This window comes from Chromobacterium sp. Panama, assembly GCF_003052555.1.
Lineage (GTDB): Bacteria > Pseudomonadota > Gammaproteobacteria > Burkholderiales > Chromobacteriaceae > Chromobacterium.
On record NZ_QARX01000001.1, the window covers coordinates 2,033,836 to 2,049,070 of the forward strand.

Below are 15,235 nucleotides of genomic sequence, written 5' to 3' on the forward strand. Positions count from 1 at the left end.
GTGCAAGCGCTGCATGGGCATTTCGAAGCCGTACTCGCCGCGCCCCACGAAGCGCGGCAGACCTTGAACAAGCGCTAAGCGGCGAGGCCGCGCGCGGCCTGCGCGGCCATCGCCAAGCCCACCAGGAACATCAGGCCGGCGGACAGATAGGGCGCGCGCCGCGCCCACTCGCCCAGGCCGCCGAAACGGGCGCCCGCCTGGCGCACGCCCCAGGCCGCCAGCACGCCGACGCTGACCAGCGCCAAGGCCAGCCCCAGACTGAACGAAGCCACCATGGTGGCGCCCAGTGAAAAGCGCTTCAGATGCAGGCATAGCAGCAAAATGGTCACCGAGGCCGGACACGGTATCAGCCCGCCGGTCAGGCCGAACAAGGCGATCTGCGCATTACCCACCTTCCTGCCGGCGAAGCGCCGCTGGATGTGCTCGGCGTGCGCGCGTTCATGCGCGTCCTGATAGGCGGGCAGCGTCGCCGTCGCTCTTCGCGCCGGCTTGGCCGGCCCCGCGCTCACCGCCCGGCGATACGTCCCCGCCCCCTCGACGCCGGCCGCCGCCGGCGCGAAACGCACGGGATAGCGATGAATGTGGCCGCCATGGCTTAGGAGCAAGGCCTTCGCCATCGCCCCGGCCGGCAAGCGCGGGCTGAGCAGATACTCCCCCTCAGTTTCAAAAGCCAGTTCCCCGGCCTCCTCCTCGCCTTGCCACGCCAGCGCCAAGCCGCGCCCATCGGGTTTCAGCCGTCGCAGGCCGGCGCCGTACTGGTACAAGGCCACGCGCAGACCGTCCTCGCGCAGAAGCAAGGCCTCGACCAGACCATGGCCGGTGTCTATCATGCTGCCGCCGTTTGGCGGCCGCCGCATGGCCCGCGCCGCCAGATTGTCCCGCCGGGTGCGCCACAACATCCAGGCCGCCACCGCCAAAACCACTACGGCGGAAAACAGCATCAGATACGGCTCCGCCTGTTCGGCGATCAACTGATTGCCGTATTGGAGCGCCAGCGCCGCCAGCAGCCAGACGATCAGCGAATGCGACAAGGCCGCGCACAAGCCCAGCAACACCGCCTGGCCTATGCTGCCGCGGATGGCGATGATGAAAGACGCCATCATGGTCTTGGAGTGCCCGGGCTCCAGCCCGTGCAGCGCGCCCAACAGGATGGCGGACGGAATGAACAGCCAGAGATTGATGTTGCCCTGTTGGATCAGCTCGGCGATTGGCGGCATCTTTGACCTTCTTTACAATGAGTTCCGTTTGGCCGCCGTGGACGATTGGAATCAACGCGTCCAGTGGCGGATTGGCGTCAATATACTATACCCCAGTATATTATCAATAGAAGGAAGCCGCGCGCATGCCGCATACCGTGAAAGACAAGAAGAAATTATTGACCCGCGTCCGCCGCATCAAGGGCCAGGCGGAAGCGCTGGAACGCGCGCTGGAACAGGAAGTCGATTGCTCGGCCGTGCTGCAACAGATCGCCGCGGTGCGCGGCGCCGTCAATGGGCTGATGATGGAAGTGATGGAGGGCCATCTGCGCGAACATCTGGGCCCTGAGGCCGACGACCCGCTGCAGCGCAGCCGGGACCTGGAACAGGTGGTGGGCGTCTTGCGCTCCTATCTGAAATAAGAGCCCTAACAAAACCGCGCAGCGCACCTGAGCCAAGGCGCGCCGACGCAGACAGCACCAGTAGTACGACAAGGAGGCGCAACGCAGGATCAGGGGTTTTGTTAACGGGCCTGAGAAACCTGTTTACGATCTGCTGCGCGTTGTGAGACCTCACACGGTGAGTGCCCCTTCGAAATGCTCATGTACCGTGTGTACACTCCGCTTTCTCAGCTGTTTTCGCCTTGTCTCACCTTCGCTTGCGAGATCGTAAACACGTTTTAAGCGCGCAAAAAAATTGGGAGGGCTAAGCCCTCCCATCAAGTCTTGTAGCCAGGAGTGTTACAAGAAATCCTGCGCCGCCGGCCGTCTGCCGGCGCGCGAATAAGCGATCTCGCTTAGTTCCAGTTCTGCGGCAGCTTGTAGCCCGCGTACTTCTGCTTGGCGAAAGCCTTGAACGCCGGCGAGTTGTAAGCCGCCACCACGTCCTTGGCCCAGGGCTTGGCCAGGTCCGCCGTGCGCACCGCGCCCCAGTTGACGTAGGCGTAGCTCTTTTCCTGATAGATCGCCTCGGTCAGCTTGATGCCGGAGCTGGTGGCGTAATTGCCGTTGATCACCGAGAAGTCCACATCGCTGCGCGAACGCGGCAGTTGCGCGGCTTCCAGCGGAATGATCTTGATCTTCTTCACATTGACGGCGATGTCGCGCTCGGAAGCGGTCAGCGGGTTGATGCCCGGCTTCAGCTTGACCCAGCCCAGATCGGCCAGCATCACCAGCGCGCGGGCGAAATTGGACGGATCGTTGGGGGCGGCTACGGTGGAACCCACCTTGACGTCTTTCAGCGCCTTGATCTTGCCGGCGTAGATGCCCAGCGGCGCGGTCGGCACCTGGAACGCTTCTTTCAGGTTCAGCTTGTGCTCTTTGACGAAGTTGTCCAGATAGGGCTTGTGCTGGAACACATTCACGTCCAGCGCGCCTTCCTGCAAGGCCAGGTTAGGACGCACGTAATCGGTGAACTCCACCAGCTTGACCTTGTAACCCTGCTTTTCCAGGATGGGCTTGATCGATTGCTTGACCATGTCGCCGAAATCGCCAACGGTGGTGCCGATCACGATGTCCTTCTTGGCCGGGTCCGCCGCCAGCGCCGCGCCCGCCGTCGCCAAACCCAATACCGACGCCGCCACTGCCTTGATCACGAATCTACGCATTTTTTTCTCCTGCTTGTCCATTGATAGGTAAAAGCTTAGCCCTGCCGGCGCCTGACGCCGGCGGATGTCAACGTTTGTCCAGCTTGGCGGCCAGCCGGTTGCCCAGCAGCTGGATGACTTGCACCAGCGCCACCAGCATCAGCACCATGGCCACCATCACATCGGTCTGATAACGGTAGTAGCCGTAACGGATGGCCAAATCGCCGATGCCGCCGCCGCCCACCACCCCCGCCACCGCGGTATAGCTCAGGAAGCTGATGGTCAGAATGGTCAGACTGGAAATCAGGCCGGAGCGCGCCTCGTTGAGCAAGACCTTGCAGATGATCTGCAGCGGGCTGGCGCCCATCGCCTCGGCCGCCTCCACCACGCCGCGCGGAATCTCGCGCAGCGTCTGCTCGACCAGACGGCCGAAATACGGAATCGCGGCAAAGGCCAGCGGCACCGAAGCCGCCACCGGACCGATGGTGCTGCCCACCAGCGCTCGCGTCAGCGGCACCAGCGACACCATCAGGATGATGAAGGGGAAGGAACGCACCAGGTTCACCACCCAGCCCAGCACGCCGTTCAGCGCGCGGTTGGCGAACTGCTGGCCCGGCTGGGTCAGGTAGAGCACGATGCCGAGCGGACCGCCCAGCAAGACGGCCGCGCTCAGGCCTATGCCCAGCATCACCAGCGTTTCCTGGAAGGCCTGCCAGATTTCCGGCCCCATGCTCACCAGGTTTTGCAATGCTTCGTTCAGGGTTGCGGCATCCATTACGCGGCCTCCAGCAGCGAGCGCGCCAGATCGGAATCCGCCGCCACCTCGTTATTCGACACATCCACCACTTCCACCACCCGGCCGGCGTCCAGGGCCGCCGCGCGATGGCAGATCGCCCTCACCACGCCCATCTCGTGGGTGACGATGACGATGGTGACGCCAAAGCGTTGATTGATGTCCTTCAGACAATCCAGCACGGCTTGAGTGGTTTTCGGGTCCAGCGCCGAGGTGGGCTCGTCGGCCAGGATCACTTTGGGATTGGGCGCCAGCGCGCGGGCGATGCCGACGCGCTGCTTCTGGCCGCCGGACAATTGCGCCGGATAGTGATTGGCGCGGTCCAAGAGGCCCACCACTTCCAGGCATTCATGGACTCGCTTGTCGATATCCGCCTTGGCCCAGCCCGCCACTTCCAGCGGGAAGGCGACGTTGCCGGCCACAGTGCGGTTGGCCATCAAATTGAATTGCTGGAACACCATGCCGATATTCTGGCGCGCGCGGCGCAAGGCCTTGGCGGACAGGCTGGTCAGGTCTTCGCCGTCGACGATGACGGCGCCGTGGTCCGGACGCTCCAGCAGATTGATCAGGCGCAGCAAGGTGGATTTGCCGGCGCCGGAAAAGCCGATCAGTCCGAAGACTTCGCCCGGACGAATCGTGAGAGAGGTGTCCGTGACCGCATCGAACCAGCCCCCCTCGGGGTGACGGAAACGCTTACGAACATTTTGCAGATGAATCATTCCAAATACTCCAAAAACACAAGGCCCGCCAATGAACTTGGCGGGCCTTGCATGGGAATCTTCGGAATCACTACGGAATCGAGATTACTGTAAGCAGATGCTGGATCACGTCCTGGGGCTGCTTACCCACGCTTTAGCTGTTTTACGCCCGCAAGCTGTGTTCAAATCGGCGACTAAATTTGTTTATGATTGAACATCTATTTTCGTTTCCAGTCAATAGTTCCGACTAAAAAAGATTGAAATTATCTCATCCAGCTCAAAAAAAATCGTCCGCTTAGCGCTCAAACTTATAAGAAAATCAGCGCGCGGCATATGAAAAACCGCCGCCAGCAAACGCTGACGGCGGCGATCGGACATCGTTCAAACCGGACTTATTGCGCGTCGGACAAACCCTGCTTGCCCATCGTCACGCTGTACTTCTGACGCAAGGTGTCCAGATAGCTGGACAGCTGGGCGTTGGCGTTCATCTCGCCCAGGATCGCGCTCAGCTGGCCGCGTTCGGCCTCGCTGGCCGCCGGCGCCGGAATCACCTTGTCGATGCGATAGAGCGCGTATTCGCCGTTGTCGCGCTTGGCGCCGGCGAAGGCAGGCAGCTTGCCCGCCTGAGCGGCGAACACCGCCCGCGCGTCGGCGATGGGCAGACCGGCCGGATCGCGGCGCAGCAGGGTCTTGGCTTCGCTCCAAGCCTTGCCCTCGCCCTTGCCCGCCTTCAGCTCGGCCAACAGCGCCTGGCCCTTCTTCTCGGCCAGCTTGGCGCCTTCTTTGGCCACCAGCTCGGCCTTGATCACCTCGCGCACCTCGTCCATCGTCTGCTGACGCTCCGGCTGATGTTCGGCCACGCGCACCACCAACAGGCGGCTGTTGCCGATGTCCACCGGCTCGCTATTGTGCTTCTTCTTCAGCACGTCTTCGCTGAACGCCGCCTCAAGCACTTTGGGGCTGTTGAGCAGCGGGTCCGCCGCCGGCTTGCCGCGGCTCAGCCAATCGGAATGCTGCGGCTGCAGCTTCAGCTGCTCTTGCAGCGCCTTCAGCGAATCGCCCTGCTGGTAGGCCAGTTCGGTCAGCTTATCGGCCTGGCTGCGGAACAGGCTGCCCGCCTGCTGACGCTGCAGCTTCTCGGCAATAGCCGCTTTCACTTCGGCGAAGTCCTGAGCCTTCACTTCGTCCAGCTTGATGATGTGATAACCGAACTCGGTTTCGATCACTTCACTGATCTGGCCCGGCTTCATGCGGAACACCGCGTCGTCGAAAGGCTTGACCATCATGCCGTGACCGAAGAAACCCAGATCGCCGCCATTGGCCGCGGAGCCCGGATCTTGCGACTTGGCCTTGGCCAGTTCGGCGAAACGGGCCGGGTTGGCGCGCACGTCCTTCAGCAAGGCCTCGGCTTCGGCCTTGATCTTGGCCTTCTGCTCCGGCTTGGCGTCCTTGGCCACCGTCAGCAAGATATGGGAGGCGCGGCGCTGTTCGTTGCTGAACTCGGCCTTGTGTTCTTCGTAGTATTTCTGCAGCTCGGCGTCGCTGGGCTTAAGGCCTTGAGCCAAGGCGTCCTGGGACAGCAGCACGTAGTCGAGCTTGACTCGCTCCGGTACGCGGAAACGCTTCAGGTTGGCGTCGTAGAAAGCCTTGAGCGCGGCGTCGTCGGTCTTGACCTCGGCGGCGAAATCCGCCGGCTTCAACAGCAAAGAGCGCACTTCGCGGCCCTCGCCCAACAGGCCGGCCAGACGGTTGACCACGGTGCCGGCGACGAACTCGGTGCCGGCGATGCCGGTCAGCTGGCTTTGCAGCACAATGTCGCGCTTGACCTGGGTTTCGAAGGCTTCCGGAGACGGGTAGCGGTTTTGCAGGAATTCGCGATAGCGCTCCGGGCTGAACTTGCCGTTGTCCTGGAAGGCGGGAATGGAGGCGATGACTTTGCGCAGCTGCTCGGGGCTGACGGTGACGCCGCGGTCATGCGCGTCGGACAGCAGCAGTTCCTGGCGGATCAGGTTTTCCAGCGCGGCCTGGCGGCTGGCCGGATCGGTGGGCTGGCCCTCCAAGGCTCGATCCAGATCGCGCTTGTAAATCTTGGCGGAACCTACCTTGGCGAGATAAGGGTCGTCGGAAGCTGCTTCATAGCTGCCCACGCCGAAGCCCACGAAGGTCAACGCAACAGCTCCCAATACAACCTGAATGAAGACTTTATTGTTCTGGACAAACTCGAACATGGCGATTGGCTTGAGCCACCCTTGTCAAAAAAAAAGGTGAACGCTGTATTTCGTTCACCTTTTTGTGAGTTCTGGCGGAGCGGACGGGACTCGAACCCGCGACCCCCGGCGTGACAGGCCGGTATTCTAACCAACTGAACTACCGCTCCGGACTGTGGTGGGCGTTGACGGAGTCGAACCGCCGACATTCTGCTTGTAAGGCAGACGCTCTACCAACTGAGCTAAACGCCCCTCGAAACACCTTGCCAGCCGCTAGGGGCTGCCAAGGCCGCTAATTATAGCGCGTCTTTCAGTGCCTTGCCAGCACGGAACTTCGGCGAACGAGCTGCCGGGATCTTGATGGTGGCGCCGGTCTTCGGGTTGCGGCCGCTGCGTTCAGCGCGTTCGCCAACGTAGAAGGTGCCGAAGCCCACCAGGGTCACGGTGTCGCCCTTTTTCAGAGCGTCGGTTACAGCGGCCACCATGCCGTCCAGCGCCTTGGCGGCGGCGGCTTTGGAGATATCGGCCTCAGCGGCAATAGCGTCAATCAGTTCAGACTTGTTCACGTAAGTCCCCTTTCGTCGTTCTCGGTCTACGTAATTCGGATAAAAACCGCTTGCTTTATAGCAAGGGCGAAATCCTTGTGTCAAGCGGCTTTGACGGGCATTTTGCCATTTCGCAAACACACTGGAAAGCCGCTTGAACACAAGTTATTCAGCGTTCGGCTAAGGCCATGATTCTTAATGCTTCATCACGGACACGCCTTGCGCTGCCTCCTGCGTCCCTCGCAACTCCTCCGCCGGCTTTTCTTCTTCCGACAAAGGCTCCGGTTGCCGCTCCAAGGCCAAAGCCAAGACTTCGTCTATCCACTTAACGGCATGGATTTCGATTTTATGCTTGATATTGGCGGGAATTTCAACCAAATCTTTTTCGTTGCCTTTGGGGATCAACACGTGCTTGATCCCGCCGCGATGTGCCGCCAGCAGCTTCTCTTTCAGGCCGCCGATGGGCAATACCTCGCCGCGCAGCGTGATCTCGCCGGTCATCGCCACGTCGGCGCGCACCGGAATGCCTGTCAGGATGGACACCAGGGCCGTGGTCATCGCGATGCCGGCGCTGGGCCCGTCTTTGGGCGTCGCGCCTTCCGGCACGTGGATGTGCATATCGCTCTTCTCGTAGAAGTCCGGCTTGATGCCCAGCGAACGCGCGCGGCTGCGCACCACGCTCATCGCCGCGGTGATGGACTCCTGCATCACCTCGCCCAGCTGGCCGGTGCGGATGATGTTGCCCTTGCCCGGCAGCGACACCGCCTCGATGGTCAGCAGTTCGCCGCCCACCTCGGTCCAGGCCAGGCCGGTGACCTGGCCGATGCGGTTCTCGTCCTCGGCGATGCCGTAATCGAAACGGCGCACGCCCAGGAATTTGTCCAGGTTGCGGCCGCTGACGGTCACCTTGCTCGCCTTGCCGGCCTTCAGCGAGGCGCTGGTCACCACCTTGCGGCAGATCTTGGCGATTTCGCGGTCCAGGCTGCGCACGCCGGCTTCACGGGTGTAGTAGCGCACGATGTCGCGCAGCGCGGTCTCCTGCACCGCCAGCTCGCCCTCCTGCACGCCGTTGGCCTTCATTTGCTTGGGCAGCAGGTATTTGGTGGCGATATTGACCTTTTCGTCCTCGGTGTAGCCGGCGAGACGAATGATTTCCATCCGGTCCAGCAGCGCCGGCGGAATGTTCAGCGAGTTGGCGGTGGCCACGAACATCACGTCGGACAAGTCGAATTCGACTTCGGCGTAATGATCGATGAAGGAGTGGTTCTGCTCCGGGTCCAAGACCTCCAGCAAGGCCGACGACGGATCGCCGCGGAAATCCGCGCCCATCTTGTCCACTTCGTCCAGCAGGAACAGCGGGTTCTTCACCGCCGCCTTGCTCATGTTCTGCAGCACCTTGCCCGGCATGGAGCCGATATAGGTGCGGCGATGGCCGCGGATCTCGGACTCGTCGCGCACCCCGCCCAGCGCCATGCGCACGAACTTGCGGTTGGTGGCGCGCGCCAGGGACTGGCCCAGCGAGGTCTTGCCCACGCCCGGCGGCCCCACCAGGCACAGAATCGGCGCCTTGAGCTTGTCGACGCGCTGTTGCACCGCCAGGTACTCCAGAATCCGCTCCTTGACCTTCTCCAGGCCGAAGTGATCCTCGTCCAGCACTTCCTCGGCCTTGGCCACGTCCTTGCTGATCTTGGTCTTCTTCTTCCACGGCAGTTCGAGCAAGGTGTCGATGTAGTTGCGCACCACGGTGGCTTCCGCCGACATCGGCGACATCATGCGCAGCTTCTTGAGCTCGGACATCGCCTTCTCGCGACCCTCCTTGCTCATGCCGGCGACCTTGATCTTGTTTTCCAGTTCGTCGAGGTCGCTGACCTCGTCCATCTCGCCCAGCTCTTTCTGAATCGCCTTGACCTGCTCGTTCAGATAGTACTCGCGCTGGCTCTTTTCCATCTGCCGCTTGACGCGGCCGCGGATGCGTTTTTCCACCTGCAGGATGTCGATTTCGCCTTCCAGCTGCGACATCAGGTGCTCGAGACGCTGCTGTACGTCGAACATCTCCAGCACTTCCTGCTTCTGTTCCAGCTTCAGCGGCAGGTGGGCGATGATGGTGTCGGCCATGCGGCCGGCGCGGTCAATGCCGGCCAGCGAGTTCAGCACTTCCGGCGGAATCTTCTTGTTCAGTTTGACGTACTGCTCGAACTGCGCGAGCAGCGCTCGGCGCATCGCCTCGGTCTCGGTCGATTCCTCGGCCTCCGGGCTCAGCGGCTTGAAGGCTCCGACGAAGCATTCGTTTTCTTCGCCCACCGATTCGATCATCGCGCGCTGACGGCCTTCGACCAGCACCTTGACGGTGCCGTCCGGCAGCTTGAGCATCTGCAATACCGAAGCGATGGTGCCGACTTGATACAGGTCGTCGGCGGACGGTTCGTCCTTGGAGGCGGAACGCTGCGCCACCAAGAGGATTTGCTTGCCCTCGTCCATCGCCAGCTCCAGCGCGCGGATGGACTTGGCGCGGCCGACGAACAACGGGATCACCATATGCGGGAAGACCACCACGTCGCGCAGCGGCAGCAATGGCAGCGTGGCTTCTTCTTTGAGTTCTGCGGGTTGCGGCATATCACCTAACCTTGCTTATGAAACAATGCTTGGGAGATGGGGGGCGGACAGTAAAATTCAACACCCCCATACTAAATCAGATTTCCGGCTCTACAAATAAAAAACCGCCCGGTTTGGGCGGTCTCCGGAGTCGCGGCGGACAATCAGGCCGATTGCGCCTTGTCGTCCTTGTCGCGATAAATGAACAGCGGTTTGTCGCCCTTGTCGATAACCTTTTCATCCACCACGACTTTTTCCACGTCGGCCATGGACGGCAGCTCGTACATGGTGTCGAGCAGCGCCCGTTCCAGGATGGAGCGCAAACCACGCGCGCCGGTCTTGCGGCTCAGCGCCTGCTTGGCGATCACCCGCAAGGCGGACGGACGCACTTCCAGCTCCACCGACTCCATCGAGAACAGCTTCTGATACTGCTTGATCAGCGCGTTCTTCGGCTGGGTCAGGATGGTGACCAGCGCCTCTTCGTCCAGCTCCTCCAGCGTGGCCGCCACCGGCAACCGGCCGATCAGCTCGGGAATCAGACCGAAACGGATCAGATCCTGCGGCTCCACTTCCTGGAACAACATGGACAAGCTCTTGCCGTCGTCCTTGGAGCTGATGTCGGCGCCGAAGCCGATGCCGCCCTTTTCCGAGCGCTGGCGAATGATCTTCTCCAGCCCGTCGAAAGCGCCGCCGCAAATGAACAGGATGTTGGTGGTGTCCACCTGGATGAATTCCTGATTCGGATGCTTGCGGCCGCCCTGCGGCGGAATCGAGGCCACGGTGCCCTCGATCAGCTTCAGCAAAGCCTGCTGCACGCCCTCGCCCGATACGTCGCGGGTGATGGACGGGTTTTCCGACTTTCGCGAGATCTTGTCGATCTCGTCGATGTAGACGATGCCGCGCTGGGCCTTGTCCACGTCGTAGTCGCATTTTTGCAGCAGCTTCTGGATGATGTGCTCGACATCCTCGCCCACGTAACCCGCTTCAGTCAGCGTGGTGGCGTCGGCGATGACGAAGGGCACGTCCAGCAGGCGGGCCAGAGACTGGGCGAGCAAGGTCTTGCCGGAACCGGTCGGACCGATCAGCAGGATATTGCTCTTGGCCAGCTCGACCTCGCTCTTGCTTGCCGGGCTGCTCAGACGCTTGTAGTGGTTGTACACCGCCACCGACAGGGTCTTCTTGGCGAAATCCTGACCAATGATGTATTGGTCGAGATCCGCGCGGATTTCCTGAGGCGTAGGCAGCGGACTGTCTTCGGAGGAGGACGCGGCGTCGCCGACGCCCTTCTCCAGCTCCTCGCGAATGATGTCGTTGCACAGCTCGACGCATTCGTTGCAGATGAAGACCTGCGGCCCGGCGATCAGGCGTTGGACTTCATGCTGGCTCTTGCCGCAGAAAGAGCAGTAGAGAAGCTTTTCATTGCTGTTCTTATCAGCCATTGGCGGATTCCATCGCTCCTTAAGCTTTCACGTCCTTGTGGGACGTCAGCACTTTGTCGATCAAGCCGTAGGCCTGTGCCTCGTCGGCGGACATGAAGTTGTCGCGCTCGGTGTCGGCGATCACCCGCTCCAGTTGCTGGCCGCTATGTTTGGCCAGCAGCTCGTTCATCTTGGCCTTGACTTTGACCAGTTCGCGAGCATGGATCTCGATATCGGTGACCTGGCCGGACAGGCCGCCGCCGTACAGCAGCGGCTGGTGAATCATCACCCGGCTATTGGCCAGCGCGAAGCGCTTGCCCTGCGCGCCGGCGGCGAGCAGGAAGGCGCCCATGCTGGCGGCCTGGCCAATGCACAAGGTGGAAACATCCGGCTTGATGAAGTTCATCGTGTCGTAAATGGACATGCCCGCGGTAATCGACCCACCCGGCGAGTTGATGTAGAAGTGGATGTCCTTGTCCGGATTTTCCGATTCAAGGAACAACATCTGCGCCACAACCAGGTTGGCCGACTCATCCGTGACAGGGCCCACCAGGAACACGATGCGTTCCTTCAGCAGACGCGAGTAGATGTCATACGCGCGCTCGCCGCGGCCGCTCTGTTCCACCACCATGGGCACCAGGCCCAGACCTTGAGGTTCCATCATCGATTTCATCGGCCACTCCAGCTGTTATCAGGCGTTGTTGCCCATCAGGGCGTCGAAGGACAGTTCTTTCTCTACAACATTGGCCTTGGACAGCACAAATTCAACCACATTGTCTTCCAGTACCATGGAAGTCGGACCTTCCAGGCGGTCCGGGCTGGCGTAATACCAGGTCAGCACTTCAGCCGGATCTTCGTAGCTGTCGGCGAACTCGGTGATCATGGCCTTGACTTGGTCTTGCTTGGCTTCCAGCTTGTTGGATTCCACCACTTCGGACAGGATCAGACCCAGAGCCACGCGGCGCTCGGCTTGCTGAGCGAACAGTTCCGGCGGGAACGGCATGTCTTTGACGTTCATGCCGCGTTGCTGCATGTCGCGACGGGCTTGCTCGACCAGACGGCCGATTTCCAGGCTGACCAGGGCTTTCGGCAGTTCGATCTCGGTGGCGTCCAACAGCGCCTGCATCACGTTTTCCTTGGTGCGGGCCTGCAAACGGCGCTTCACTTCGCGTTCCACGTTCTTGCGGATTTCAGCGCGCATTTTCTCAACGTCGCCGTCGGCGATGCCCAGCAGCTTGGCGAACTCTTCGTTCACTTCCGGCAGCACGGCTTCAGCCACGTTCTTCAGCAGGATTTCGAACACGGCGGTTTTGCCGGCCACGTCCTTGCCGTGGTAATCCTCGGGGAAGCTCACTTCCACGCTCTTGATGTCGCCTTCCTTCATGCCGGCGACGCCCGCTTCAAACTCGGCCAGCATCTGGCCTTGGCCCAGCACGAAGGGGAAGTTCTCGGAAGAACCGCCTTCGAAGAGCACGCCGTCGATGGCGCCTTTGAAGTCGATGATCACGCGGTCGCCGGTGGCGGCTTCGCGCTCAACGCGGTTGTAGCGGGTGCGCTGCTTGCGCAGGATATCGATGGTTTTCTCGATTTCGGCGTCGGTCACCGGGGTCAGCGGCTTTTCCACTTCCTTGCCGGCCAGCTCGCCAACCTTCACTTCCGGGTAAACCTCGAAAGTGGCGGCGAACTTGAAGTTTTCCTTGTCGTCGCCGGCGGCTACCGGCTCGAAGCGCGGGTAGCCGGCAACGCGCAGCTTCTGCTCGCTCACGGCGGAGTAGAAACCCTGTTGAACCTGTTCACCCATCACTTCTTCACGCACCTGGGCGCCGTAGTTCATTTCCACGATCTTCAGCGGAGCCTTGCCCGGGCGGAAACCTTGAATCTTGGCGTTGCGGGCCACGCGCTTCAGGCGCTCGGCCACTTGCGTGTCGATGGCCGCCATCGGCAGGGCGATATTCATGCGGCGCTCAAGATTGCTCAATGTTTCCAGCTGTACTTGCATGTTAAATCCTTAAGTGTGTGACAGGTTTAGTCATCTGGGACGGTACGACGCCACGGATCGGCAGACACGAAGGACATTGCCTCACCTCAGAAGTGGCGCTGCGCGGAGTTACACCACGCACCCAACGCGAAAACGGACAGTATAGCACGCGGCCGGTGCTGGCAAGTAGCCGCCGCGCGGCCGCGGCGGGCCAAGCGGGCCTGGCCCCGCCGCGGATTCCGGCATGACGGCGCCCCGAAAAACGGCAAGCTTTTGAATCGACGCGTGAATGCGCAAATGATTTCAGCCAGAACCAAGCCCGGCCGATAGGACGGCCGGGAACGGCGATAAAGGAATTCAATCAGCAATGTTGAATATTCCAATCAAGCCAACGCTTAACCTTGCCCCGCCGCTCTTGTATATTGTCAGCCGAAACGCTGGCGCCCGCGCGCGGGCCCGCTGGTTGAATAGTCCGCTCTTGCTCTTGGATTCCGACGGACAGACACCATACTTCAGAACTGAACGACTCGACCTCGGCGCCCAACCGGCCGCCCCGGTTTGACGCAATCGGTTTCATTACCCGCTTCTCACACAGGAAAACATCATGACCACGACTCGCCACAGCCCCCTGCTGATTCTTGGCTCCGGCCCCGCCGGCTACACCGCCGCCGTTTACGCGGCGCGCGCCAACCTGAAGCCGGTGCTGGTCACCGGCCTGGCGCAAGGCGGCCAGTTGATGACCACCACCGACGTGGACAACTGGCCCGCGGACGCCGCCGGCGTGATGGGCCCGGAACTGATGCAGCGCTTTCAACAGCACGCCGAGCGCTTCGGCACCGAAATCCTGTTCGACCACATCCACACCACCCATCTGCATGAAAAACCGATCCGCCTGGTGGGCGACGCCGGCGAATACACCTGCGACGCGCTGATCATCGCCACCGGCGCCTCGGCCAAATACCTGGGCCTGGCCTCCGAAGAAGCGTTCAAGGGCAAGGGCGTGTCCGCCTGCGCCACCTGCGACGGCTTCTTCTACCGCAACCAGGACGTGGCGGTGATCGGCGGCGGCAACACCGCGGTGGAAGAAGCGCTGTACCTGGCCAACATCGCCAAGCACGTGACCCTGATCCACCGCCGTGAAACCTTCCGCGCCGAGAAGATTCTGATCGACAAGCTGATGGACCGCGTCAAGGAAGGCAAGATCAGCCTGAAGCTGAACGCCACCCTGGACGAAGTGCTGGGCGACGCTTCCGGCGTCACCGGCCTGCGCCTGAAGTCCATGCAGGACGCCTCCACCGAAGAAATCAAGGTGATGGGCCTCTTCGTCGCCATCGGCCACCAGCCGAACACCGAGACCTTCAAAGGCCAGCTGGAAATGGACGGCACCGGCTACCTGATCACCAAGAGCGGCCGCGAGGGCAACGCCACCGCCACCAGCGCGGCGGGCGTGTTCGCCGCCGGCGACGTGCAGGACCACATCTACCGCCAGGCGGTGACCAGCGCGGCCTCCGGCTGCCAGGCCGCCCTGGACGCGGAACGTTACCTGGACAGCCTGAAGTAAACGCTTGAAAGCCTTCAAGAAAGCCTTGCAAGGCCTGCGCCAGCAGGTGCGCGACTCCCGCGCGCCGGCTGGCGTTTCCGTTTCCGCCGCGCCGCCGGCCGCACCGGAACCGGATTTCCGCCAGCTGTTCCGCGACGTCAAGCCGCTGAAGCCGGACAACCGCCACGCCAGCCCTCGCCCCAAGCCCAGCCCGCATCCGCGCCGCCGCCATCAGCACGGCCAGACGTCGGAAGCGGTGCAACAGGCCTTGCTGCGGCAGATGGTGGGCTGGTTCGAGCCGGCCGAGATCGACGCCCATTTCGCCCGGCCCGGCATGCCCTCCGCCACGCTGAAAAAGCTGCGCGCAGGCTTCTGGCCGGTCTGCCGCCAGCTCGACCTGCACGGTTGCGACCGCTACCAGGCCCAAGACGCCTTGGCGCTGTTCCTGCACCAGGCGCGGCGCCACGGCCCCTGCGTGCGGGTGATACACGGCAAGGGCTTCGGCTCCAACGGCCAGCCCGTGCTCAAGCGCATGGTGCGCGCCTGGCTCAAGCACCACCCCGATGTGCTGGCCTTTTGCGAGGCCGGCGAATCCATGGGCGGCGCCGGCGCGCTCTTGGTGCTGCTGCGGCGGGAACACGCGCCGTGAAAATTTCGTTACCCATTCCCATTGTCTAACCGGG

The 15,235-nt window shown here is 61.9% G+C and carries 13 protein-coding genes and 2 tRNA genes; 3 read left to right on the forward strand and 12 right to left on the reverse strand.

Annotation, left to right across the window (positions count from 1 at the left end; translation table 11 throughout):
- Positions 1–74 precede the first annotated feature (74 nt).
- Positions 75–1,217 (reverse strand): sulfite exporter TauE/SafE family protein, encoded by a 1,143-nt coding sequence (locus tag DB032_RS09145; protein ID WP_107799204.1) that lies wholly within the window; start codon positions 1,215–1,217, stop codon positions 75–77.
- 125 nt (positions 1,218–1,342) lie between these two features.
- Here DB032_RS09145 and DB032_RS09150 point away from each other — a divergent pair, with 125 nt between their 5' ends.
- Positions 1,343–1,618: a metal/formaldehyde-sensitive transcriptional repressor gene (locus DB032_RS09150; RefSeq protein ID WP_107799205.1), complete on the forward strand. Its 276-nt coding sequence runs from the start codon at positions 1,343–1,345 to the stop codon at positions 1,616–1,618.
- Between the two features lie 374 nt (positions 1,619–1,992).
- Here the strand turns inward: DB032_RS09150 and DB032_RS09155 are convergent, their stop codons facing one another.
- From DB032_RS09155 to tig, 11 genes are all read right to left on the reverse strand, one after another.
- The gene (locus DB032_RS09155) at positions 1,993–2,802 is read right to left on the reverse strand and encodes a MetQ/NlpA family ABC transporter substrate-binding protein (RefSeq protein WP_107799206.1); all 810 of its coding nucleotides are present in this window, start codon (positions 2,800–2,802) and stop codon (positions 1,993–1,995) included.
- Positions 2,803–2,869: 67 nt separating this feature from the next.
- Positions 2,870–3,556, reverse strand: a complete 687-nt coding sequence (locus tag DB032_RS09160) for a methionine ABC transporter permease (protein WP_107799207.1) — start codon at positions 3,554–3,556, stop codon at positions 2,870–2,872.
- Complete coding sequence (locus DB032_RS09165) at positions 3,556–4,293, reverse strand: methionine ABC transporter ATP-binding protein (RefSeq protein ID WP_107799208.1); 738 nt, start codon at positions 4,291–4,293, stop codon at positions 3,556–3,558. The genes DB032_RS09160 and DB032_RS09165 overlap by 1 nt, the downstream gene beginning before the upstream one ends.
- A 371-nt stretch (positions 4,294–4,664) precedes the next feature.
- Complete coding sequence (locus DB032_RS09170; RefSeq protein WP_107799209.1) at positions 4,665–6,500, reverse strand: SurA N-terminal domain-containing protein; 1,836 nt, start codon at positions 6,498–6,500, stop codon at positions 4,665–4,667.
- A gap of 72 nt (positions 6,501–6,572) precedes the next feature.
- Positions 6,573–6,649, reverse strand: a tRNA-Asp gene (locus DB032_RS09175).
- A gap of 6 nt (positions 6,650–6,655) precedes the next feature.
- A tRNA-Val gene (locus DB032_RS09180) sits at positions 6,656–6,731 on the reverse strand.
- A 44-nt stretch (positions 6,732–6,775) separates the two neighbouring features.
- Entirely contained in the window at positions 6,776–7,045 is a 270-nt protein-coding gene (locus tag DB032_RS09185) for an HU family DNA-binding protein (protein WP_019101406.1), read from the reverse strand.
- Between the two features lie 174 nt (positions 7,046–7,219).
- Positions 7,220–9,637, reverse strand: coding sequence for an endopeptidase La (gene lon / locus DB032_RS09190; RefSeq protein WP_107799210.1), 2,418 nt, complete (start codon positions 9,635–9,637; stop codon positions 7,220–7,222).
- A gap of 143 nt (positions 9,638–9,780) precedes the next feature.
- On the reverse strand, positions 9,781–11,055 hold the full coding sequence (gene clpX / locus DB032_RS09195) for an ATP-dependent Clp protease ATP-binding subunit ClpX (protein WP_107799211.1): 1,275 nt from the start codon (positions 11,053–11,055) through the stop codon (positions 9,781–9,783).
- Positions 11,056–11,074: 19 nt separating this feature from the next.
- The gene (clpP, locus tag DB032_RS09200; RefSeq protein WP_107799212.1) at positions 11,075–11,707 is read right to left on the reverse strand and encodes an ATP-dependent Clp endopeptidase proteolytic subunit ClpP; all 633 of its coding nucleotides are present in this window, start codon (positions 11,705–11,707) and stop codon (positions 11,075–11,077) included.
- An 18-nt stretch (positions 11,708–11,725) separates the two neighbouring features.
- Positions 11,726–13,033: a trigger factor gene (gene tig, locus DB032_RS09205; RefSeq protein ID WP_107799213.1), complete on the reverse strand. Its 1,308-nt coding sequence runs from the start codon at positions 13,031–13,033 to the stop codon at positions 11,726–11,728.
- 583 nt (positions 13,034–13,616) lie between these two features.
- On the opposite strand from tig, the gene trxB reads away from it, so the two are divergent.
- Positions 13,617–14,573 carry a thioredoxin-disulfide reductase gene (gene trxB / locus DB032_RS09210; protein ID WP_107799214.1) on the forward strand — a complete coding sequence of 319 codons (957 nt, stop codon included), beginning with the start codon at positions 13,617–13,619 and terminating at the stop codon, positions 14,571–14,573.
- Between the two features lie 4 nt (positions 14,574–14,577).
- Positions 14,578–15,201, forward strand: coding sequence for a Smr/MutS family protein (locus DB032_RS09215; protein ID WP_107799215.1), 624 nt, complete (start codon positions 14,578–14,580; stop codon positions 15,199–15,201).
- The last annotated feature ends 34 nt before the right edge of the window (positions 15,202–15,235 follow it).